The organism is Acinetobacter sp. FY731 (assembly GCF_059515905.1).
Genome location: NZ_JCAKNB010000005.1, coordinates 78,085 through 100,386, shown reverse-complemented (window position 1 = coordinate 100,386; position 22,302 = coordinate 78,085). Strand labels below are relative to the sequence as shown.

The following is a 22,302-nucleotide window of genomic DNA, read 5'->3' as shown; positions in this document are numbered from 1 at the left end:
TGTAATTTAAGAATTAACATGATGTTATTTTAAAGTGGCATGATGTTTGTGATACCTATTAATCAAACACCCGTAGATTTCTGCTGGGTGTTTTTTTATGCCTGAATATGTGAAGAAGTGTAAGTAAAAATAATTGTTTCATATAACTAACTTTTTAATTCCTTTGTTCATTAGTGAATAAGCTTTATAATGTGCTTTCTTTTTGTCTGAACGATAGGTAAATCTCTTGAGTATCATTGTTGCATTAGATGCTAAAAGCCAATATGACGCATTAAAAATGGCAGAGCAGTTGGATCCTGCATTGTGTCGAGTAAAAGTTGGTAAAGAGTTATTTACACATGAGGGTTCGGGTGTAGTAAAAGCCTTACATAATTTAAACTTTGAAGTTTTCCTTGATTTAAAATTCCATGATATTCCAAATACAACAGCTCAAGCAGTGTGTGCTGCAGCGGATATGGGGGTGTGGATGGTTAATGTTCATGCTTCTGGTGGTCGCAAGATGATGGAAACTTGTGTAGAGCGTTTAAAAGTTGGGAATTATAATACACAGTTAATTGCGGTAACGGTTTTAACGTCTATGGGGCGTGAAGATCTTAAAGATATTGGTTTAGATATTGAACCATTTGAGCAAGTAAAACGTTTAGCTTCTTTAACGAAAGAGAGTGGTTTAGACGGTGTAGTGTGTTCAGCTCAAGAAGCAAAAATGTTACGTGAAGCTTTAGGGAAAGACTTTGCTTTAGTTACACCAGGTATTCGACCTGAAGGTTCAAATGCGGATGATCAAAAACGTATTGTGACACCAAAACAAGCAATGCTTGATGGTTCTACCCATTTGGTTATTGGTCGACCAATTACTAAATCTGAAAATCCGAGTCAGACATTGCAAGATATTTTGGCGACATTGTAAAAACTTCCCCCAACCTCCCTTTTTCAAAAGGGAGTAGCGATCCCTCTTTACAAAGAGGGACTGTGGGGGGGATTGAGTGTGTTATTAAAAAAATTAAATCGCAGCCAATATGCTCACAGCAATAGGTGCAAGAATAGAAAGAATAAATCCACTAACCATTGCATGTGGAATAAAGTCATTACCACAGGCTTGTTTCACCATAGGTAGTGTTGCATCCATAGATGTTGCGCCTGCTGATGCGATTGCAGATCTAGGATATTTCCAACCTAAAGTATACATCAGTAAAATTGCAATAATTTCTCTCAATAAATCATTCATTAAGGCAATACTGCCTAATTCTGCATTACGTAATTCTGTAATAACGATGCCTGTCATAGAGTAAAATCCATAACCTTGAGAAAGCATAATAAGATCTTTTAATGCGATATTTTGAATGATTAATATGCTAAAACACGCACCAAGTAATGAACCAATAATTGCACCAATCGGAACAAGTAAAATTTTCCAATTTATCCAAGATTTATCGAGTGGGGAATGAGCTAAATCTAAGCCAATTAAAAACATAAAAATAAGCAGTAAAGTCCACGAATTTAAATGTATTGTGTAATCGGCAGACTGTAAGAGGAATGAGCTAAAGTAACCAGCTGCTAATACAATAAGCGCATAACTAATATTAAATAAAGATTTTAGGAATAAGTCTAAAGAGACTTTTCCATGAGTAGTTGTATATCCCACTGTTTTAAAAATGAGATAACAGCATATAAATGCACCAAAAGTTGTGCTTAAAGAAAGGATGATTGCATTCTTAAGTATGAGTTGAGGGTGTGTAATGGTTTCGATAATTTGTGAGAATTCAAAAGCGATTGCAAAAAGTAAAATATATGAAAAATAAGGTAAAACTTTAAATGATGCTTTTTCTATAAATTTTGGAATGCGATGAGCACATATAAAGCCTAATGCTAGGCAAATGAGTAGTTGAGTAATAAGCCAAATAGATTGCATGGATAATAGTAGTTAATAAAAACCTGTCTATTATGCAGACTTTAAAATAAGTTTGTATTTATCATTGGTATAAAGTTGTTTTTTATGTTGAATATATTGAGTATAAATTAATGCTTTAATATGTTGGGTGGGGATGATGGTGGAAAGATTGATAGTTTCGGCAATATGAAAGAGATATGAAATAGAGTAAAAAATACAAAAGCACTCATTTTATTTTTCATGAAAAGATCAATTCTAAGTCTGTTGTATTTAATTCAAGGAATGCGTAAAGCGGGAATTAATGTCGACCAAAAATTAGAAAGAATTGGACTGAGTGAAAATACACTTGATCTGAGTTCAGTTATTCATCCCAACTTAGAGCAAGATGTTTTGACCATATTGGGTGATGGCTTTGCTCCTGAGCAGGGGTTGGGCATCGGTCAGCATTACTCTTTAGTAGGTTATGGTCCACTACTTATGCTGCTTATTGCAAGCGATAATATTCAAAAAGTGCTTGAAAAAGGCATAGAGTATCATCGTTTAACTCATTTAAATGGGCACTTAGATGTTCAATATTTTGATGATAAAGTGGCTTTGATTTTAAAACCCGTGAATTTGCAAACGCAATTGGGTTTGTTTTTAGCACATTGTGAGATTTCTGGAACATATCGGTTTATTCATGATTTATTTAGAATGTTGGGTTTAAAATCCCCTTCAATAAAGGTTGGTTTACCATTTGAAACGCCCAAAACTTTTCATTTAAACCAAATGTATATAGATACTTTTGGAGATGAGATTGAGTTTAATGCCAAGCAAGCAGTATTTTATTTTGATCGTGATGTTTTGAGTATGAAGGTGGTTTCAGCAGATTTTGCTTCATTTAAAGCTTATGAGCAAAAATGTGAAAATGAGTTATGTCGTTTGCGTGAAGTGGATATAAAACCACCTCTTATACAATGTGTAAAAGACTATTTAGAGCTACAGCAAGGTGTAATGCCTACAATGGCTGAAACATCAAAAGCACTTAATATTCCTGAAAGAACTTTGCGTCATCAGTTATGTAAAATGCAAACTAGTTATAAGCAAATTCGTGAAGATATCATTAAACAAAAAGCACTTAAATTAATTGAATATCCTCAATATTCAATTGAAAACATTGCAGAATTATTGGGTTATTCTGAGCCTGCGGCTTTTAATCATGCCTTTAAACGATGGTTTGGTTATAGTCCTCGGCAATATAAATAGCCTAAGTTAATTTATGCAAAAGTGTTATATATAATGTATGAGAATCTTCGTTATAATCCATCAGCCCCAAAATTAGCCTTGAAAAATATGTCAGATTTAAACTCAACAAATACAGCGTTTAGTCCAGTATCACCCGCAGAACGATATGCCCAAGCAATATCATCTGGGCAATTTATGCCAGATGAAGCTCAAGCTCAGGCTGTGCATGAGTTAGATCGAGTATGGCAAGAATTAATTCAGCGTTATAAAGCATCTAAAAAAGCATTTCGTCGTTTTCGTAAACAAGTACCACCTAAAGGTGTGTATATGTGGGGCGGTGTTGGTCGTGGTAAAACATGGCTGATGGATCAGTTTTATGACTCTGTTCCATTTCGTCGAAAAATGCGTATGCACTTTCACCACTTTATGCAGCATGTACATAAAGAATTGAATAAGCTTTCGGGTCAAAGAAACCCATTAGATTTGGTTGCTGATCAAATTTATAAAGAAGCTGTTGTGATCTGTTTTGATGAGTTTTTCGTATCAAACGTAACGGATGCAATGATTTTAAGTGATTTATTCCAAAAGCTTTTTGCCCGTGGTGTGACGTTGGTTGCAACATCAAATATTGCTCCAGATGGTTTATATAAAAATGGTATTCATCGTGATCGCTTTATACCAACCATTGAATTGGTAAAAACAAACTGCACAATTTTAAATGTAGATGCGGGGGTGGATTACCGTTTACGTGTGTTGAAGCAGGCACAATTGTTTAAATCACCATTAACACATGAACATCAATTGTGGATCTCTCAGCGTTACGCCGCATTAACGCAAACGCAAGTACAATCACAAGAGTCGATTATTATTAATAGCCGAACTGTTGAAACAATTAGTCATACAGAAGATGTTTTATGGTGTGAGTATTCAGAACTATGTTTGAAGCCACGTAGTCCAGTAGATTTTATTGAGATTGCTAATGTTTATAATACTGTTTTAGTGAGTAATGTACCTCACTTGAATGATGTGTTGTCTGAAGGTACAAGACGTTTCATTTATTTGGTCGATGAATTCTACGATCGAGGTGTAAAGCTTATTTTAACATCAGAAGATTCGATTATTGATTTGTATAGTGGTGAAAGATTAGCCTTTGAAATTGAACGCACGCGTTCACGTTTGCTTGAAATGCAATCGGATGAGTACTTAAATACAGCACATAAGCAACTTTAATATACGTATAAAGTGAATAAAAAAAGCATCCAAATTGGGTGCTTTTTTATTATATATTTTTGTTGAATGGGTCGACAATACGATCTATTCATGGCTTAATCTTTGTTCATTTAGTTTAATGAACGCTAGACTTTGTATGGTTTTAAAACAAAAATCTGAACTTAAGTCTAATTTCTTCATACAAGAAATTTATACATTATAAATGAGTATTCAGCAGAATAGCGTTGTTGTATTTTTAATCTAAAATTTATTAAAAGTAAATCTATCTATTTGATAATAAATGATGATTATTTAGCAATGTGATAATGCTATTCAGCAAAGTATAAATGGGTATACTAGAAACTCTTGTATAAAAAGTAGCAATATCAGGAAAGACAATGACTGCACGTATTCAAAAAGGCAAGTTAGCAATTGCTAAAGAACTCTACGATTTTATCGAAAATGAAGCATTACCAGGTTCTGGTTTAAACAGTGAAACTTACTGGAAAAACTTTGAACAAGTTGTCGTTGATCTTAGTCCTAAAAATAAAGCACTGCTTGCTAAGCGTGATGACATTCAAGCGAAAATTGATGAATGGCACCGCAATAATAAATTTGAATTAGGAGCTTACAAAGCTTTCTTGACAGAAATTGGCTACTTATTACCAGAAGTAGAAGATTTTCAAATTACAACTGAAAATGTAGATGAAGAAATAGCGCTTTTAGCAGGTTCACAACTTGTTGTACCTGTTCGTAATGCACGTTATTGCTTAAATGCTGCAAATGCACGTTGGGGCTCTTTATATGATGCTCTTTACGGTTTTGATGTAATTCCAGAAGATGGTGGCGCTGACAAGGGTAAAGGCTATAACCCAGTTCGTGGCGCAAAAGTGATTGCATTCGCTAAAAACTTTTTAAATGAAACTTTCCCGTTGTTAGCAGGTTCACATGAAGATGTGACCAAATACATGGTTGAAGGTAAAAAACTAGCTGTAACGTTAAAAGATGGTTCAACAACAACTTTAGCAAATGAAGCTCAATTTGTTGGTTTTAATGGTGATGCACTAGCACCTAAAGAAATCATTCTATTGAACAATGGTTTGCATGTAATTATTGAAATTGATGCAACAAGCCCAATTGGTCAAACGGATGCGGCGGGCGTAAAAGATCTTGTTCTTGAATCTGCTGTAACAACGATTCAAGATTTAGAAGATTCAATTGCTGCAGTAGATGCAGAAGAAAAAGTAGAAGGCTACCGTAATTGGTTAGGCTTAATGAAAGGTACTTTATCTGAATCTATTGAAAAAAATGGCAAAACGATTACACGTACATTAAATAAAGATCGTACGTATACAGATTTAACAGGCAGTGAAGCAAAACTTCATGGTCGTTCATTAATGCTTCTTCGTAATGTTGGTCATTTAATGACTAATCCAGCAATTCTTGTGGATGGTGCTGAAATCTACGAAGGTATTATGGATGCATTAATTACACCATTATTGACGTTTGCAGATATTAAAGGTGAAAACGAAAATAGAAACTCACGTAAGGGTTCTATGTACATTGTTAAGCCAAAAATGCATGGTCCAGAAGAAGTTGCTTTTGCTGTTGAATTATTCGAGTGTGCAGAGCAAGCACTTGGTTTACCTGCTAAAACATTAAAAATCGGTATTATGGATGAAGAGCGTCGTACATCTGTAAACTTGAAAAACTGTATTGCGGCAGCAAAAGATCGCACAATCTTTATTAATACAGGTTTCATGGATCGTACAGGGGATGAAATTCATACCTTTATGGAAGCAGGTCCATTTGTTCGTAAAACTGAAGTGAAGTCTCAAATTTGGTTCCCTGCGTATGAAAACCGTAATGTGATGATTGGTCTTCAAACTGGTTTACGTGGTAAAGCGCAAATTGGTAAAGGTATGTGGCCAAAACCAGATATGCTTTTAGATATGTACAAAACCAAAATTGAACATCCTCAAGCAGGTGCAAGCTGTGCATGGGTTCCATCACCATCGGGTGCGGTAATTCATGCGATTCATTATCACCAATGTAATGTATCTGAACGTCAAAAAGAATTGCTACAAACGGAAGCTCTTCCTTTAGATGATTTGTTAACTCCACCTTTAGCAACAAATACAAATTGGTCTGCTGAAGAGAAAAACAATGAGCTGGAAAATAACCTACAAGGTATTTTAGGTTATGTTGTTCGTTGGGTAGACTTGGGTGTAGGTTGTTCGAAGGTGCCCGATATCAATAACGTTGGCTTAATGGAAGATCGTGCAACCTTACGTATTTCTTCACAGCACGTTGCAAACTGGTTACGTCACGGTATTGTAACGAAAGAGCAGGTTGAAGAAGTTATGAAGCGTATGGCTAAAATTGTGGATGAGCAAAATGCGAATGATCCACTCTATACGCCAATGGCTCCAAGTTTTGATGGTTATGCGTATAAAGCTGCTTATGACTTAGTGTTTAAAGGTGCAGAGCAACCTTCAGGATATACTGAGCCGCTTTTACATGCTTATCGTTTGAAATTAAAAGGTTATACGGGTGATTAATTTCATTTGTTAAATAAAAAAAGCCTCGTAAGAGGCTTTTTTTATGTTCAGAGCTGTCTAAATTAATATTTAGAGATTATTAGAAATTAAGGAGATAGAATCTAATTTATTTATTGATTTTATATTTAAAAAAATTAACGAGATAAATTTTTGAAAATGTGACGTAAGCTTTCCATCATTTTTTCAATTTGTAATGGTGTTAATCCATCAAAAGATTGTTCTAAAACGACTGATGTTAAATCACTGATTTTATTTGTCATTTCAATACCTTTTTCAGTGAGTAAAACACGTGTAATACGCGCATCATCTTCACATGAATAAGTGTGTACCAAACCTTCATCTTTTAAGCGATATACAATTTTTGTGGTTGTCGACATTTTAGATACAACCATATCTGAAAGGTCAGAAACACTCGCATCTGAATTTGCTTTTAATGCCATTAAAATGCGACGACGTGAGTTATCTAAGCCGTATTTCTTTAAGGCATGATCAACTTGATTAACTTGTTGAGAGTAAACCTGTGCAATCCAGTAGTATGGGAATTGTTCTAATGAAAAATTTTCCGATGAGGGAAGAAATTTTGAGTATTTTTTGCTCATGATGTAGCCTATATATTGGAATTGTTTTTTAATTTTAATATCTGAAATTTTACTATTTTATGTGAAGTTAAACACTATTTGCAAGTCTTTATTTTTTTAAAAAATGGATTAATAGTATTTAATATTAGTAGTTTAAGTTTAATATTTATATTTTTGTTTAAAATATATATGTTTTAAATTGTGTTTTTAAGGGTGTTTTTTGTTCTATTTATTCCGAGTTCTTTATAGAAAATGCAGAAGCATTATTAGAGGTATCAATAATTTACAAAATATTTTAAAAAAATGAATTACAAAATTTCAACTTTGTGCATAATAGTTTTAACTATTGTTGAAAAGGTTAAAAACATGGATCCGTCGCAGAGCGCAGGTCTTGATATACAGTTTCCAACTAACCAGAACGGAGAATTTAACTAATGGAGTTTCTATTAGATCCGGGAATTTGGGTTGGTTTAATAACACTGATAATTTTGGAAATTGTTCTTGGTATTGATAATTTAGTTTTTATCGCTATTTTGGCAGAAAAACTTCCCCCTGAACAACGTGATAAAGCACGTATTATTGGTCTTTCTTTAGCGTTAATTATGCGCTTGGGACTTCTTTCTGTTATTGCTTGGTTAGTCACTCTTACAAAACCAATTGTTGAATTTGCAGACTTGTCTTTTTCAGGACGAGACTTGATTCTGTTATTTGGTGGTTTGTTCTTAGTGTATAAAGCAGTTACAGAGCTACATGAAAAAATTGAAGGGAAACCAGAAGTACAGTCAACTTCAGAGGTTGTGTATGCTGGATTTGGTATGGTTGTTGCGCAAATTGTTGTGCTAGATGCTGTATTCTCCCTCGATTCGGTAATTACTGCTATTGGTATGGTAGATAATATCTACGTGATGATGGCTGCTGTTACCATTGCTGTGGTTGTGATGTTAATTGCATCTAAACCATTAACAGTGTTTGTCAATAGACATCCTACTGTTGTTATTCTTTGTTTAAGCTTCCTTTTACTTATCGGTATTAGCTTAATTGCTGAAGGTTTTGGCTTCCATATTCCTAAAGGTTATATTTACTCAGGTATTGGTGTTGCAATTTTAATTGAAGCATTTAACCAATTCTCTAAGCGAAATGTAGTAAAGCATGAATCTAAAATTCCATTACGTCACCGTACGGCAGACTCAATTTTTAAATTGATGGGTGGGCAAATTGCAACTCAAGATGCTGATGGTCAGGTGAGTGAGGCTAAAGATACTTTTGCTGACGAAGAGCGTTATATGATTGGTGGTGTATTAACACTTGCCGAGCGTTCAGTTGCTTCTATTATGACGCCAAGAAGTCAAATTTCTTGGGTTGATTTAGATGATAGTCCTGAAGAAATTCGTGAAAAAATCTTATCTGTACCGCATAGCTTGTTTCCAGTGTGTCGCGGTAGCTTAGATAAAGTTATTAGCGTTGTGCGTGCAAAAGAATTACTTGATGTTGTCGATGATCAAGAGCAACTCAAGGATTTAATTAAACGTCATCGCCCAATTTACATTTTTGAAAAAATGAAAGTCATTGATGCAATTAATACTTTAAGGACTTCAAAAGGTTCATTAGTATTAGTGAGTGATGAGTTTGGTGTTGTACAAGGATTGGTTTCTCCATTGGATGTATTTGAAGCAATTGCGGGTGAATTCCCAGATGCGGATGAGCAATTAGATTTGGTGAAATTGGATGATACAACATGGAAAGCTAGCGGTATGCTTGATGTGTATCAACTTGAACTTGAACTAGGTATGTTAGATCTAGTTGAAGAAGATGCTGGTTATATTAGTGTTGCTGGTTTAATTCTAGAAAAAGTTGAAGGTGAAGTTGAAGTGGGTACCGAGTTGAAATATAACGGTGTTCATTTTGAAGTGACTGAAATGGAGTCTAATCGAATTAAAACGGTTCTTATTCGTCACTAATTTTTAAGTGTATATAAAAAAAAGCCTCACATCTGTGGGGCTTTTTGTTGAAGGGTAGTAAAGTAATGGTAGATATTTATTTTATATGTTGAAGTTTATTTTCAATGGCTGACCATAAGTTTTGATGAGATTTTTTAAACATAAGCATATGTCCAATTGCTTTGTGTCCATAATCTTGAGGTATAAGTTCAATCATTTCAGTTTTGCTATTTGGGTATAAGCGAAGCAAGTCTTTTACATTCTCTTTTGTTGCAATTTCATCATCAGATGACCAAAGCACGGTAATAGGTGTTGTAATTTTTTCGTGAAAATTATCATGGGCATCGACTGTATCGCCAATAGCATTAATAATATAGCCGGCTTTTCCACAAAATTGGGCCCATTGTTTTGCTACATCTTTCGGTAAATTTTCACCCATGCCAATAGCATTTGTAGGACCATATCCAAGAGTAAATCTAGCGATAGGAAAAATACCTTTGAACATAACAGGGGCTAAAATTTTGGTACGTCCTTTTAAGCCTTTAACGTGTCCAGTTGAACCTGAAACAGCAATAACTTTAGCAACTTTTTCATAATTAGGCACAATACCTAAAAGTTGTCCACCAGCGCTATGACCTAAAAGAATAACTTTATTTTCTTGTGTTTTAGCGAGTAACGCTTCAATTGCAGCAGGAATATCAAGTTGTCCCCATTGTACAATGCTGGCTTTTGAGTTTTTAAGATGTCCGTGTAACGAATCACCAATTCCTCGAAAATCGAAACTTAATACGTTATAACCTTGTTCACTTAACCACTGTGCAAATGGGTGGTAGAAATTTTTTGTGATACCTGTGGCAGGACAAATTAAAATAGGAAAATTGTTGCTAGTATTGTTTGTTGATGGGTAAAAGCGTCCTGATAAAACATAGTTATCTTTACACTTAATTTTAATATCTTCAGATGCAGTCATAGTGTTTCTTTAATGGGAAAGAGATAATGACAATTAATGTACACAAGTTATAAGAGGAAGCTCAGTCATTTTTTTGACTTAGGAGGTCAGTTATTTGATTAAGTTGAAATTTTAAAAATAGAAAATATAATTTTTATAATAGTTGTGAATGTTTTTTTACTTTTAAAGATGGATGCTTAGCATCCACCTTTTAATCAGAAGTTTGGCTTTTGAGTGTTTTTCGACATTTGTGGTCTGCAAGATTCCACATGGCAAAAGCGAGTGATACGACAAAGGCATAGACGAAGAACTCAGGTTTTAAGTTTCCTTGAATCATTCCATGTAGCGCTAAAATCATCATAAGAGCAAACGTGGTGCTTAAATAAGTCACCATGTGTTTCGTTTTAAGCATATTAATGAAGACTGCTTTATTTAAAAATGGAGAAAACATTTTCAGGCCTCCTTAGGGTGTTGTTAATTCATAGTATTTTTATCGGGTTTTGATTGACAACTATATCACTTTTTTGCTGGTATTTCAATAGGTGATACTGCTATTTACTGAGTAAATGATACTTATCTGTTTGGGTAAAGACGTATAAGTGTTTACCTAATGTGAATACAGAGTTAAGAAATCATTTATAACTTAAAAGCAGGATACGTGCCAAATTTATTAGATTAAAGTCTAAATTTTTATATTAAAAAAGGTTTTGGATTGTGATCTATAAGCAATAATTGCCTGTTTGGATAAAACGAGGCAGTTATTGGCTATATGAAAAATAGTATTTGGGTAAAATTCTATTTCTTAGAAAAGTTAATGTTGATTATTTTTTAACTTTATCGATCACAATGCAAATAACGAGTACATATAGAGATGGTATTAACCATGCTAAATTTTGTGCACTTAAAGGTAGGCGAGTTAAGGCATCAGGTAAGAATTGTTCAAAGCCCGCAACTTTTAAGCCGTCCGCTATACCAAATAACAAAGCAATTGCTGTTACAGGTGTAATTACGCGTGATGGGTTATTAAAGAACTTCCAGCAGAAACCTAAAAGAATAACGACAATAGCAGGAGGGTAAATTGCACTTAAAACTGGTACCGAGAAAGCAATAAGCTTTGTCAAACCTAAGTTGGAAATAACGAATGAGAAACCAACTAAAATGAACACCCAAGTTTTATAAGAGATCTTAGTGATTTGAGAGAAATATTCTGAACATGCACATGTTAAGCCAATTGCTGTAACCATACATGCAATAAAGATCATCGCACTTAAGAAAATAGAGCCGAAGTCACCAAATGCGTGTTGAACATATGCGTGTAGGATAACCGCACCATTTGTTGCATTTGCTGCTACATCATGACTCCCTAAACCAAGTTTGAATAAGCTGAGATAAACAAGGGTTAAGCCAATACCTGAAATAATACTTGCGATAACAGCATATTTGGTTGTGAGTTTTGCATCTGTTACGCCACGTGAGCGAATTGCATTAATAATCACAATACCAAAAACTAAAGCACCAAGAGTATCCATGGTTAAATAACCATTTACAAAACCTTCTGAAACTGGGCTTTCTATATAATTACCAATTGCAGGTGGAATAGTTCCTGCTGGAATTAAAAATGCAGCAACACCTAGAATAACTAAAGAAAGAATTTTTAATGGAGATAAAAAATAACCAATAGTATCTAAGATTTTGTTTGGGTATAAAGAAACAAGTGTTACAAGTGAAAAATAAATTGCACTATAAATAAGCAAGCTTGATGCAGAAGTACCAAAATAAGAAGAGAAGCCAATTTCATAAGAAACTGTCGCTGTACGCGGCGTTGCAAAAAGCGGACCAACAGCTAAATAACATGAAATTGTTAAAATTAAGCTTGCTACTTTACCTAAAGGAGAACTTAATTTTTCAATTGAACCTTCAACACGTGAAAGAGCAATAATTGTGATAACAGGTAAGCCAACTGCTGTGATTAAGAAACCAAAAGCTGATAACCAAACGTGTTCACCAGCTTGTTGTGCCACGATAGGTGGGAAAATAATGTTGCCTGCACCGATAAATAGTGCAAAGGTCATGAAACCTAAGGCAATAATATCCCGTGTACGTAAATTCGTCATGAAGGAGATCGGTTAATAACAAAAAGGGCGATTTTAGAGGAATAAACTCTTATTTTCTAATCAAAATATATTGAAAAATGAGGGCTTTTAGTGTGCGAAATATAAAATAAAACTATTAATAAAATGATGTTTAAATTATCTGTATGATTTTAAATTGTTAATTAAATAAAATTAAATATTGTTTCGATATTTTCTTATAAAAATGAATTGAAATATATTTTGTAAAAAAAGGTTAAGTGTTTAAAAACCAATCATCAGATGTATTTGATAATTTGAGGGTGTATCTCACATACGTATTTAAAAGGTTTATAATAAGTATTCACTTAATTTTGGACATAAAGAAATGCGAGCTTCCGCTGTTAAAATTAAAACTGAGCAAGATATAGAAAAGTTGCGTATTTCGGGGCGACTTGCTGCACAAGTTTTAGCGATGATAGGGGAATATGTAAAACCGGGTGTCACGACTGAATATTTAGATGATATTTGTAACGATTATATTATAAATACACTAAAAGTTATTCCAGCCAATGTTGGTTATTATGGATATACAAAAACTACGTGTATTTCTGTAAATGAAGTCGTGTGTCATGGTATTCCATCTGTAAAAATAGTTCTGCAAGATGGCGATATTATTAATATTGATGTCGCAATTATTAAAGATGGTTACTTTGGCGATACAAGCCGTATGTATTATGTTGGTAGCGTTTCTCCTGCTGCAAAAAAACTATGTGATACGACTTATGAGGCAATGGTTGCTGGTATTCATGCTGTTAAGCCAGGTGCAACATTAGGTGATATTGGTTTTGCTATTCAATCTGTTGCACATAGAGATGGTTATACTGTTGTACGTGAATATTGTGGTCATGGTATTGGTACTACTTATCATGAGCAACCGAGCGTTTTACACTATGGTCAAGCTGGTCAGGGCATGATTCTTAAAAAAGGAATGGTGTTTACTATCGAGCCGATGATTAACGCAGGTAAATCTGGTGTTAAAGAGCTTAAAGATGGTTGGACTGTAGTAACTAAAGATCGCTCATTGTCGGCGCAATGGGAGCATATGGTTGTTGTAACCGATACAGGTTTTGAATTATTAACACCATGGCCTGAAGGTGTAGGTTCTTATCTTGAAATTTAAAAAATAATTTAGCTTTTTATTTAAAAAGCCCATCAAGGATGGGCTTTTTTTTGTTTCATGGGTGACATTAATTTAGTGCTTACTAAGCTGCTCAACAAGATAATCAATAAATACACGAACAGCAGGAAGTAAACCACGTTTAGATGGATATACTGCATGAAAAATACCATGTTGGGCTTTCCAGTCTGGTAAGACACGTACTAGTTTTCCGCTTTGTATGTAATCGCTTGCAATACTATCTGGTAATAATGCTACACCACAATTTTGGCTAGTCAGTTGGGCTAGCATGAGTAAGTCCGAACCCATAATGGTTGGGTTGACCTTAATTTTTTTCTGTTCATTTTTACTATTGTGAACAGTAATAAATTGATCTAAATGTTCATCTGCCATGCTTAAAATTTGATGTTCCGCTAAGTCTTCAGGTTTTTTTAGCTCACCATGCTGATTTAAGTAGGCTTGAGTTGCAAATAGATGTTGCTCAATGGTGGCGAAGCGACGTAATACTAAACTAGGGTCATCATCTAAACTCGAGCGAACACGTAAAGCAATATCAAAACCTTCATTTATGATGTCAACTCTACGGTTGGTCACCATCATTTGTAGTTTGATTTCAGGATACTTTTTAATAAAATGGGGAAGTATTTTTGCCATTTCATTTTGTGCGATGGTAACGGGCACACTTATTTTAATGACGCCTCTAGGTTCGGCACTTAAATGATCTACAAGGTCATGTGCAGCTTGAGCTGCATTTAGCATGACTTGTGTGTGACGATAGATATTCATTCCAATATCGGTTACTGCGAAATGGCGAGAACTACGTTGAATAAGACGAACACCTAATCGCTCTTCAAGATTGTAAACACGACGACTTAATTTTGATTTTGGAATGTCGGTTGCACGTTCGGCGGCGCTAAATCCACCATGTTCTACAACGACAGAAAAGCAAAAAAAATCATCTAAATCCGTGAGCATTTTAATATTCTCTTTATGCAACAATAAGACTATTAAATTTTTATTGTTCTATAAAGTCAATTTTTAATTGGTAAATTTTTAAAGTAATTACAATTTTTTTTAATGGCTAAAATATAAGAAAGCGATGCACTTATGTTTTAAAATAGTGTGTTTTAGCAGGATTTATTTGTTGCTTAATTTACTTATCTCTAATATGCGGTGATTTTATTTTGTAGTTCTCATTATGCGTTACACGGCAGAGCAAGCTTTAAATATTTTGGTAGAGGGTAATCGTAAATTTTGTTCAGGGGAAATAGCTACTCACTGCTTTGAAAATGCACAACAAATTATGAAATCTGACCAATCTCCACAAGTTGTGATATTAAGCTGTTCGGATTCTAGGGTATTGCCAGAGCAAATATTTTCACAAGGTTTTGGTGATGTATTTGTGATTCGAGTTGCTGGAAATATTGCAAAATCATCTCAAATTGGGAGTATTGAGTATGCTATAAAGCAATACGAAATTCCGCTTGTTGTTGTGTTGGGGCATAGTGATTGTGGGGCAATTACCTCAACGATTAATGCCTTACATGATTTAGATCATGTATTGCCAGAAAATTTACAGCATATTGTAGATGATATTAAACCTACGGTTATGAGTGTTTATGAAAATAATAAAACAGCAGCATTATGTGAAATTGCGAAGTTAGCTATTAAAGAAAATGCTTTGAATATTGTGAATGGATTATGTGAAAACTCGAGTTTTCTTAAAAATCGTGTTGAGTGTATGCAATTAAAAATTGTTGCAGCTATGTTTAGTATGGATACGGCAGTGGTTGAATTCTTTAATTAAGTTTTGTTATAGATTCTTTTATACTATTGCACATTCAAATTTTTTGCTGTGACTCAAATGGCTTATCAACTTATTCAAACTAATATAAATGCAACAGATAATATTACATGTCCTCATTGCCAGCATGCTGTGATTGACTGGTCTGAAGAGCAATATGTTCAGCCATGTGAACATGTTTTGTTTATTGCGATGGATTTAGGTTTTGAATATATTTCAGATGAATTTGAGCAAAGTATGTCACGTAGTGTAGATGAAATTCATGCACATGATGATCAGCTTAATATGTTTAAAGAATTAACGGAAACAAACTATCCAAATTATATGATTTATCAAAGTGATTTAGGTGCTCAAAATCTTTCTAGATATGTGGGCTTTGTTCAAGCTTAATGGACTACTAATTAAAATTTTAAATAAATAAAAAAGCTCCATTAAGGAGCTTTTTTATTTATCGGAGATGATGTTAATTCGATGTTTCGACTTCCTCCTCAACATCATCATCTGTGGTGTCCATACCAAGTTCTTTTAATTTTCGAGTAAGAGTATTGCGCCCCCAGCCAAGTAATTCGGCAGCATGGCGCTTACGACCACGTGTTTGTTGCAGTGCTGCATTAATGAGTGAGCGTTCAAACATAGGAATGGCAATGTCTAAAATTTTCATTTCACCATTTTGAAGCTTTTGACCTGCCCACTGACCCAATAACTCATCCCAGTGATGAATAGTAATGCGCTCAATATTTGGTGGAATTTCACCTTCAGGCATTTTGTTCAATGGAATTTGTTTGAGCTCGGAAGGTAAATCTTCAGGATAAACCTCTCGACCTGTAATCATGACGGTTAACCAACGACATGTGTTTTCAAGCTGTCGCACGTTACCCGGCCAAGGCAGTTTTTGAATGTATTCTTGTGTTTCTTGACGTAAGATTTTTGGGCTTACACCAAGTTCTTTGCCTGCACGTGCAAGGAAGTGCTGTGCGAGCATAGGGATATCTTCACTGCGATGTGCAAGTTTTGGAATATGAATTCGAATAACGTTTAAGCGGTGATATAAGTCTTCACGGAAACGTCCATCATGCACTAATTTTTCTAAGTCTTGATGTGTTGCTGCAACAATACGGACATCAACTTTTACAGGAATGTGTCCGCCAACGCGGTAGAACTCACCATCTGCTAAAACACGTAATAGACGTGTTTGTGTTTCAAATGGCATATCGCCAATTTCATCTAAAAATAGCGTGCCGCCATTGGCTTGTTCAAAGCGTCCTTGACGTTGTGTATTCGCCCCTGTAAATGCACCTTTTTCATGTCCAAATAATTCCGTTTCAATCAGATCTTTTGGAATGGCAGCCATGTTGAGCGCAATAAAAGGTTTGCTACTACGTGGAGAGTGACGGTGAAGTGCATGTGCAACAAGTTCTTTACCAGTACCAGATTCGCCATTAATTAAAACGGTAATATGTGATTGTGATAAACGACCAATTGCACGGAATACTTCCTGCATAGCAGGTGATTCACCAATAATTTCAGTTGACTGAATAGGCAATGTTGTTTTTGCAGATTCTTGTTGCTGTAATTTGGTAATGTGTAAAATTGCACGATTCACTAAAGCTAGAGCTTCGTCAATATCAAATGGTTTTGGTAAATACTCAAAAGCACCTGTTTGATAACTTGAAACTGCAGATTCTAAATCTGAATGCGCCGTCATAATAATGACAGGAAGGTCGGGGAAGTTAGCTTTAACTTTTCCTAAGAAAGTAAGACCATCGATACCCGGCATACGAATGTCAGTTAAAATTACATCGGGTGCTTCTAATGTAAGTTGATCTAAAGCAGATTGTGCTTCTTCAAAACTTGTAACATCGAAACCTTCTTCTCTAAATGTTTTTTCTAGTACCCAGCGCATGGCGCGATCGTCATCAATTACCCATATTTTATTTCGCGACATGATTCGACTCCCAAGGTAAATATAAGCTAAAGATTGTTTTTCCAGGAACTGATTGGCATTCAATCATTCCGTTATGTTGATGCATAATATTTTGTGCAATACTTAAACCAAGCCCAGTGCCTTTAGCACGACCTGTTACAAGTGGATAAAAAACGGATTCCACAATTTCTTCAGGGACACCGGGTCCATTATCTTCAATATCTATACGTACGGCAGAACGGTGCAATACACTGTTAATGGTTACCAGGCGTTGAATTCTAGTTCTAAGAATAAGTTCGGGTTGGTGTTCTATAAAGAATTCTTTATTTTCTGTTATGGCTTGGACAGCATTTGCACCTATGTTTAGCATGACTTGAATGAGTTGATCTCGATCTGCAAGTACATAGGGAAGTGATAGATCATAATCACGTGTAATTTTAATTTTCTTTTTGGTTTGATTGGCAATGAGTGAGCGAACACGCTCTAATGGCTCATGTATATTTGTTGGTTCATAACTTGGAAGTTGGCGTGAACCAAGCATGGTATCTGCAAGTGTACGTAAACGATCTACTTCACTAATAATAATGTCGGTAAATTCTGCATATTGAGGATCGTTTAAACTACGTGCTAATAATTGTGTCGCGCCGCGAATTCCTGCTAGTGGGTTTTTGATTTCATGTGCAACGCCACGTATTAACTGGCGAGCCACTTGGTGTTGTTGAATTAAATTTTCTTCTTTTGAAATTTTCAACATTCGATCAATTGGATTTAGTTCAATTAAAAGCAAAGGATGATAAGTTTTAGCATAATTAAGTAATGAGACAGAGTAATCAACGTGAATGTCTTTGAAGTTCACATTAATGGTTGCTTCACGACGTGTGTAGGGTTGCCCTGTACGAATAGAATTATTTAAGGCTTCTTTGGTGTTAAATTCATCGCTTGGAACATGAAGTAAATTAAGAACAGGCTGACCTTCAGCGCGTAATAAACTAATATCAAACAAAGCTTCGCAAGATGAGTTGAGATAAAAAATATTAAGATTACTGTCGACAAGTAGAATGGCTGTTGCCAAGTTATCTACCAACAAACGATAGTCGATAGTTGAGTCTTGATCCATTTGTTATAAAGTCCTGTTTGAATAATGCTTAAGCATCTTCGTAAAGCAATAATTTTGAATGAAGAACATTAATTGAGCCAAATTACTGCAACATCTGCGCCAACTTGTCTAAATTGGGCATAAATTGTTGCTAAAAACATAAAACCGCCCTGAAATTGTTCTTATTTAAAAAGGTATAGCGGATAGGCTGAATAATGTAAATAGCTTATGCACAATAATGGTGCGTGTGTGAATATGTGTTTATTTTTATGGCTGTATTTTGGTGCGACATGTAAAGAGTGGGCTTTATAACTATTTTTATCTTCAGAAAAGACATACAATATGCGCATTCTAGTGGAGCGCAGATTCATGAAATCCCCCAAAGTCGGTTTTGTTTCTTTAGGTTGTCCTAAGGCATTGGTAGATTCCGAACGAATTTTAACTCAGTTAAAGACTGAAGGTTATGATGTAGCGTCAGATTATGACGGTGCGGATTTAGTTGTTGTAAATACCTGTGGTTTTATTGAATCTGCAGTGCAAGAGTCTTTAGACGCAATTGGCGAAGCCATGAGTGCAAATGGTCGTGTTATTGTGACAGGCTGTTTGGGTAAAGACGAAGACAAAATTCGCCAAATGCATCCAAATGTATTAAAAGTTACAGGTGCGGCGGCATATCAAGAAGTGATGGAAGCTGTGCACGAATATGTGCCTGAGCCACCAAAACATAATCCATTTATCGACTTAGTTCCAGAGCAAGGCATTCGCCTTACGCCTAAACATTATGCTTATTTGAAGATTTCAGAAGGCTGCAACCATCGTTGTACATTCTGTATTATCCCAAGTATGCGTGGTGATTTGGTTTCTCGTCCTGTTGGTTCTGTATTAAGCGAAGCACAAGCATTAAAAAATGCGGGTGTAAAAGAAGTATTAGTTATCTCCCAAGATACTTCTGCTTATGGTTTAGATACCAAGTACAAACTCGATTTTTGGAATGGTCAGCCTGTTAAGACTAAATTCTTCGACATGTGTGAAGCTTTAGGTCAGTTAGGTATTTGGGTTCGTTTACATTATGTATACCCATATCCGCATGTAGATGCTGTTATTGATCTAATGGCACAAGGTAAAATTTTGCCTTACTTGGATATTCCTTTCCAGCACGCAAGTCCAAAAGTATTAAAACTTATGAAGCGACCTGCTCATAGTGAAAATACTTTAGATCGTTTAAAAGTTTGGCGTGAAAAATGTCCTGATCTTGTTATTCGTTCAACATTTGTTGTTGGCTTCCCAGGTGAAACTGAAGAAGATTTCCAAATGTTATTGGATTGGTTGAAAGAAGCACAGTTAGATCGTGTTGGTTGCTTTACGTATTCACCTGTAGAAGGTGCAACGGCAAATGACTTGCCTGATCATGTGCCTGAAGAAATCAAACAAGAGCGTTATGAGCGTTTCATGCAAGTTCAGCAAGAAATTTCAGCCGCTAAACTTCAAAAACGTATCGGTCAAATTATGACTGTGCTTGTAGATGATTTGGAAGAAGAGTTTCCAGTTGCTGTAGCACGTTCTTATGCAGATGCACCAGAAATTGATGGTAATGTTTTTGTTGAAGATATCGACAAGACACAAATCAAAGCGGGTGATTTACTTGAAGTTGAAATTACTGATGCAGATGAGTATGACTTGTTTGCTAAGTTAATTCGCATCAAATCTGCCTAATAAAGTTAAATATAAAAATAGTTTGTAAAGAATCGGAGCTTTTTATGATGTTGGATTCAAAAAAACCACGTTATGCACGTATCTTATTGAAGCTATCAGGTGAAGCACTTGCTGGTAATAAAGATATGGGTATCGATGCACAAGTACTCGATCAAATGTCGTTATCTATTGCTCACTTAGTGGGTTTAGGTGTTCAAGTCGGTATTGTTGTTGGTGGTGGTAATTTATATCGCGGTAGCCAGTTACAAAAAGACGGCTTAGTTGGTCGTGTAACAGGTGACCAAATGGGTATGCTTGCAACTGTTATGAATGGTTTGGCATTGCGTGATGCGTTAGTGCGCCGTAATATCAAAACACGTTTAATGTCTGCATTACCAATTGGTGCGGTTGTTGAACAATACTCAAGCCGTGATGCAATTCGTCATTTAACACAAGGCGAAGTATGTGTATTTGTTGCAGGTACGGGTAATCCATTCTTCACAACAGATACAGCAGCATGCTTACGTGGTATCGAGATTGAAGCAAACTTAATCTTGAAAGCAACTAAAGTTGATGGCGTATACAACAAAGATCCAAGTAAATTTGATGATGCTGTTAAATACGATACTTTAACATTTGACCAAGTGTTAGATGAGAAATTAGGTGTGATGGATTTAACGGCAATTTGTTTATGTCGTGATCACCATGTACCACTTCAAGTATTTGACATGAATAAATCAGGTTCTCTACTTTCAGTTGTAATGGGCGAAAAAGAGGGTACTCACGTTACGAATTAATGTACGTGAGCCTGAAAGCTCTTTATACTACAAGCTATTTTGAAATTACATCTTTTAAGAATTTAGTAAGGAAGATCATATGATTAACGATCTTAAAAAAGACGGCGAACAACGCATGCATAAGACTCTCGAGTCTTTAGATCAAGGTTTTGCTAAAGTACGTACAGGTCGCGCGCATCCATCAATTCTAAATGGTGTAATGGTACCGTATTATGGTTCAGACGTACCTTTGAACCAAGTAGCAAACGTGGGTGTTGAAGATTCACGTACATTGTTAGTTCAACCATTTGAACGCACAATGGTTTCTGCAATTGATAAAGCCATTCGTGAATCAGATTTGGGCTTAAACCCAATTACTGCTGATGCGATTCGTGTACCACTTCCAGCATTGACTGAAGAAACACGTAAAGACATGCAAAAAGTTGCACGTTCAGAAGCTGAAAATGCAAAAGTTGCACTTCGTAACATCCGTCGTGATATTTTGGGCGATGTGAAAGCATTGTTGAAAGAAAAAGAAATTTCTGAAGATGATGAACGCCGTGCAGGTGATGATGTTCAAAAAATGACAGATAAATTCGTAGCAGAAGTAGATTCACGCTTAGCTGCGAAAGAAGCAGAATTAATGAAGGTCTGATTAAATGACCCAAGTTGAAGACTGTTTATATCTTCCGAAACATGTTGCCGTTATTATGGACGGCAACAATCGTTTTGCTAAAAAAAATCAATTGGATACAGGTGGTGGACACCGTGAAGGTAAAAATGTCCTAGATCCAATTGTAGAGCACTGCCGTAAAAGAAATATTCAGGCACTGACGGTTTTTGCTTTTTCAAGTGAAAATTGGAATCGCCCTCAATTTGAGGTGGATTTACTCATGCAATTGTTGGAAGATACAATTCTTGAGCAGATTCCACGTATGGAAGAATTTAATATTTCCTTGCGTTTTATTGGGGATAGGTCTCCTTTATCTCCTAAATTACGCGACCTTATGTTGCAAGCTGAAGAAAGGACTGCTAAGTTCGACAGTATGACTTTAACTATTGCAATTAGTTATGGTGGTATGTGGGATATGGCGCAAGCGGCAAAGCAAATAGCCCTTGATGTTCAAAATGAAAAATTAAAAATAAATGACATCGATACAGATCTTTTTGGTCAGTATGTAAGTTTAAGTGATTTGCCTGCGGTGGATTTACTCATTCGAACAGGTGGTGATTATCGTTTATCTAATTTCTTATTGTGGCAAGCAGCGTATGCTGAATTATATTTCACAAAAACATTATGGCCTGAATTTACTGTTGAAGAATTCGATGTTGCGATAGCAGAGTTTGTAAGTCGTGAACGTCGTTTTGGTAAAACATCAGAGCAAGTTCAACAAAAAAATTTCGAGAATTAATAC

The 22,302-nt window shown here is 35.4% G+C and carries 20 protein-coding genes; 12 read left to right on the top strand and 8 right to left on the bottom strand.

Going from position 1 to position 22,302, the window contains the following annotated elements; translation table 11 throughout:
• The first annotated feature begins 226 nt into the window (after positions 1-226).
• Positions 227-907: an orotidine-5'-phosphate decarboxylase gene (gene pyrF, locus AC5YC8_RS08535; protein WP_496164213.1), complete on the top strand. Its 681-nt coding sequence runs from the start codon at positions 227-229 to the stop codon at positions 905-907.
• Between the two features lie 93 nt (positions 908-1,000).
• Here pyrF and AC5YC8_RS08530 read toward each other — a convergent pair whose 3' ends face one another.
• A complete protein-coding gene (locus AC5YC8_RS08530; protein WP_496164212.1) occupies positions 1,001-1,909 on the bottom strand; it encodes a LysO family transporter in 909 nt (302 codons plus the stop codon).
• Between the two features lie 219 nt (positions 1,910-2,128).
• Between AC5YC8_RS08530 and AC5YC8_RS08525 the strand changes: the two genes are divergently transcribed.
• The 3 genes from AC5YC8_RS08525 to AC5YC8_RS08515 all read left to right on the top strand — a co-directional run bounded on the left by AC5YC8_RS08525 (position 2,129) and on the right by AC5YC8_RS08515 (position 6,882).
• Positions 2,129-3,133 (top strand): AraC family transcriptional regulator, encoded by a 1,005-nt coding sequence (locus AC5YC8_RS08525; protein ID WP_496164211.1) that lies wholly within the window; start codon positions 2,129-2,131, stop codon positions 3,131-3,133.
• Between the two features lie 87 nt (positions 3,134-3,220).
• On the top strand, positions 3,221-4,342 hold the full coding sequence (zapE, locus tag AC5YC8_RS08520; RefSeq protein ID WP_496164210.1) for a cell division protein ZapE: 1,122 nt from the start codon (positions 3,221-3,223) through the stop codon (positions 4,340-4,342).
• Between the two features lie 377 nt (positions 4,343-4,719).
• Positions 4,720-6,882, top strand: coding sequence for a malate synthase G (locus AC5YC8_RS08515; RefSeq protein WP_496164209.1), 2,163 nt, complete (start codon positions 4,720-4,722; stop codon positions 6,880-6,882).
• 134 nt (positions 6,883-7,016) lie between these two features.
• On the opposite strand, the gene AC5YC8_RS08510 is transcribed toward AC5YC8_RS08515, so the two are convergent.
• On the bottom strand, positions 7,017-7,481 hold the full coding sequence (locus AC5YC8_RS08510; protein ID WP_496164208.1) for a MarR family winged helix-turn-helix transcriptional regulator: 465 nt from the start codon (positions 7,479-7,481) through the stop codon (positions 7,017-7,019).
• Between the two features lie 413 nt (positions 7,482-7,894).
• Here AC5YC8_RS08510 and AC5YC8_RS08505 point away from each other — a divergent pair, with 413 nt between their 5' ends.
• The gene (locus AC5YC8_RS08505) at positions 7,895-9,418 is read left to right on the top strand and encodes a TerC family protein (RefSeq protein WP_496119356.1); all 1,524 of its coding nucleotides are present in this window, start codon (positions 7,895-7,897) and stop codon (positions 9,416-9,418) included.
• 76 nt (positions 9,419-9,494) lie between these two features.
• Here the strand turns inward: AC5YC8_RS08505 and AC5YC8_RS08500 are convergent, their stop codons facing one another.
• From AC5YC8_RS08500 to brnQ, 3 genes are all read right to left on the bottom strand, one after another.
• Positions 9,495-10,367, bottom strand: a complete 873-nt coding sequence (locus tag AC5YC8_RS08500; protein ID WP_496164207.1) for an alpha/beta hydrolase family protein — start codon at positions 10,365-10,367, stop codon at positions 9,495-9,497.
• A gap of 190 nt (positions 10,368-10,557) precedes the next feature.
• Positions 10,558-10,797, bottom strand: coding sequence for a hypothetical protein (locus AC5YC8_RS08495; RefSeq protein ID WP_496118408.1), 240 nt, complete (start codon positions 10,795-10,797; stop codon positions 10,558-10,560).
• Between the two features lie 370 nt (positions 10,798-11,167).
• Complete coding sequence (brnQ, locus tag AC5YC8_RS08490; RefSeq protein ID WP_496164206.1) at positions 11,168-12,460, bottom strand: branched-chain amino acid transport system II carrier protein; 1,293 nt, start codon at positions 12,458-12,460, stop codon at positions 11,168-11,170.
• 343 nt (positions 12,461-12,803) lie between these two features.
• On the opposite strand from brnQ, the gene map reads away from it, so the two are divergent.
• Positions 12,804-13,598 carry a type I methionyl aminopeptidase gene (gene map, locus AC5YC8_RS08485; protein ID WP_496164205.1) on the top strand — a complete coding sequence of 265 codons (795 nt, stop codon included), beginning with the start codon at positions 12,804-12,806 and terminating at the stop codon, positions 13,596-13,598.
• A 72-nt stretch (positions 13,599-13,670) separates the two neighbouring features.
• Here the strand turns inward: map and AC5YC8_RS08480 are convergent, their stop codons facing one another.
• Positions 13,671-14,570 (bottom strand): LysR family transcriptional regulator, encoded by a 900-nt coding sequence (locus AC5YC8_RS08480; protein WP_496164204.1) that lies wholly within the window; start codon positions 14,568-14,570, stop codon positions 13,671-13,673.
• A 223-nt stretch (positions 14,571-14,793) separates the two neighbouring features.
• Between AC5YC8_RS08480 and AC5YC8_RS08475 the strand changes: the two genes are divergently transcribed.
• Positions 14,794-15,402, top strand: a complete 609-nt coding sequence (locus AC5YC8_RS08475; protein WP_496164203.1) for a carbonic anhydrase — start codon at positions 14,794-14,796, stop codon at positions 15,400-15,402.
• 57 nt (positions 15,403-15,459) lie between these two features.
• Positions 15,460-15,789 carry a hypothetical protein gene (locus tag AC5YC8_RS08470; RefSeq protein ID WP_496118416.1) on the top strand — a complete coding sequence of 110 codons (330 nt, stop codon included), beginning with the start codon at positions 15,460-15,462 and terminating at the stop codon, positions 15,787-15,789.
• A gap of 73 nt (positions 15,790-15,862) precedes the next feature.
• Here AC5YC8_RS08470 and glnG read toward each other — a convergent pair whose 3' ends face one another.
• Together glnG and glnL are read right to left on the bottom strand one after the other, a co-directional pair.
• Positions 15,863-17,344, bottom strand: coding sequence for a nitrogen regulation protein NR(I) (gene glnG, locus AC5YC8_RS08465; RefSeq protein WP_496118418.1), 1,482 nt, complete (start codon positions 17,342-17,344; stop codon positions 15,863-15,865).
• Positions 17,331-18,440 (bottom strand): nitrogen regulation protein NR(II), encoded by a 1,110-nt coding sequence (gene glnL / locus AC5YC8_RS08460; RefSeq protein ID WP_496118420.1) that lies wholly within the window; start codon positions 18,438-18,440, stop codon positions 17,331-17,333. The genes glnG and glnL overlap by 14 nt, the downstream gene beginning before the upstream one ends.
• Before the next feature lie 348 nt (positions 18,441-18,788).
• Between glnL and rimO the strand changes: the two genes are divergently transcribed.
• From rimO to uppS, 4 genes are all read left to right on the top strand, one after another.
• A complete protein-coding gene (gene rimO / locus AC5YC8_RS08455; RefSeq protein WP_496118422.1) occupies positions 18,789-20,132 on the top strand; it encodes a 30S ribosomal protein S12 methylthiotransferase RimO in 1,344 nt (447 codons plus the stop codon).
• 47 nt (positions 20,133-20,179) lie between these two features.
• The gene (gene pyrH / locus AC5YC8_RS08450; RefSeq protein ID WP_496118549.1) at positions 20,180-20,908 is read left to right on the top strand and encodes a UMP kinase; all 729 of its coding nucleotides are present in this window, start codon (positions 20,180-20,182) and stop codon (positions 20,906-20,908) included.
• A gap of 79 nt (positions 20,909-20,987) precedes the next feature.
• Positions 20,988-21,542, top strand: a complete 555-nt coding sequence (frr, locus tag AC5YC8_RS08445) for a ribosome recycling factor (protein ID WP_496118424.1) — start codon at positions 20,988-20,990, stop codon at positions 21,540-21,542.
• A 4-nt stretch (positions 21,543-21,546) separates the two neighbouring features.
• A complete protein-coding gene (gene uppS, locus AC5YC8_RS08440; protein WP_496164202.1) occupies positions 21,547-22,299 on the top strand; it encodes a polyprenyl diphosphate synthase in 753 nt (250 codons plus the stop codon).
• The last annotated feature ends 3 nt before the right edge of the window (positions 22,300-22,302 follow it).

Bases quoted from the DNA above. Each gene is read 5' to 3' on its own strand.
- glnG (WP_496118418.1), bottom strand. From the start codon at position 17,344: ATGTCGCGAAATAAAATATGGGTAATTGATGACGATCGCGCCATGCGC.
- AC5YC8_RS08480 (WP_496164204.1), bottom strand. From the start codon at position 14,570: ATGCTCACGGATTTAGATGATTTTTTTTGCTTTTCTGTCGTTGTAGAA.
- AC5YC8_RS08525 (WP_496164211.1), top strand. From the start codon at position 2,129: ATGAAAAGATCAATTCTAAGTCTGTTGTATTTAATTCAAGGAATGCGT.
- AC5YC8_RS08515 (WP_496164209.1), top strand. From the start codon at position 4,720: ATGACTGCACGTATTCAAAAAGGCAAGTTAGCAATTGCTAAAGAACTC.
- AC5YC8_RS08500 (WP_496164207.1), bottom strand. From the start codon at position 10,367: ATGACTGCATCTGAAGATATTAAAATTAAGTGTAAAGATAACTATGTT.
- AC5YC8_RS08505 (WP_496119356.1), top strand. From the start codon at position 7,895: ATGGAGTTTCTATTAGATCCGGGAATTTGGGTTGGTTTAATAACACTG.
- uppS (WP_496164202.1), top strand. From the start codon at position 21,547: ATGACCCAAGTTGAAGACTGTTTATATCTTCCGAAACATGTTGCCGTT.
- AC5YC8_RS08475 (WP_496164203.1), top strand. From the start codon at position 14,794: ATGCGTTACACGGCAGAGCAAGCTTTAAATATTTTGGTAGAGGGTAAT.
- AC5YC8_RS08530 (WP_496164212.1), bottom strand. From the start codon at position 1,909: ATGCAATCTATTTGGCTTATTACTCAACTACTCATTTGCCTAGCATTA.
- brnQ (WP_496164206.1), bottom strand. From the start codon at position 12,460: ATGACGAATTTACGTACACGGGATATTATTGCCTTAGGTTTCATGACC.
- AC5YC8_RS08495 (WP_496118408.1), bottom strand. From the start codon at position 10,797: ATGTTTTCTCCATTTTTAAATAAAGCAGTCTTCATTAATATGCTTAAA.
- zapE (WP_496164210.1), top strand. From the start codon at position 3,221: ATGTCAGATTTAAACTCAACAAATACAGCGTTTAGTCCAGTATCACCC.
- frr (WP_496118424.1), top strand. From the start codon at position 20,988: ATGATTAACGATCTTAAAAAAGACGGCGAACAACGCATGCATAAGACT.
- glnL (WP_496118420.1), bottom strand. From the start codon at position 18,440: ATGGATCAAGACTCAACTATCGACTATCGTTTGTTGGTAGATAACTTG.
- pyrH (WP_496118549.1), top strand. From the start codon at position 20,180: ATGTTGGATTCAAAAAAACCACGTTATGCACGTATCTTATTGAAGCTA.
- rimO (WP_496118422.1), top strand. From the start codon at position 18,789: ATGAAATCCCCCAAAGTCGGTTTTGTTTCTTTAGGTTGTCCTAAGGCA.
- map (WP_496164205.1), top strand. From the start codon at position 12,804: ATGCGAGCTTCCGCTGTTAAAATTAAAACTGAGCAAGATATAGAAAAG.
- AC5YC8_RS08510 (WP_496164208.1), bottom strand. From the start codon at position 7,481: ATGAGCAAAAAATACTCAAAATTTCTTCCCTCATCGGAAAATTTTTCA.
- AC5YC8_RS08470 (WP_496118416.1), top strand. From the start codon at position 15,460: ATGGCTTATCAACTTATTCAAACTAATATAAATGCAACAGATAATATT.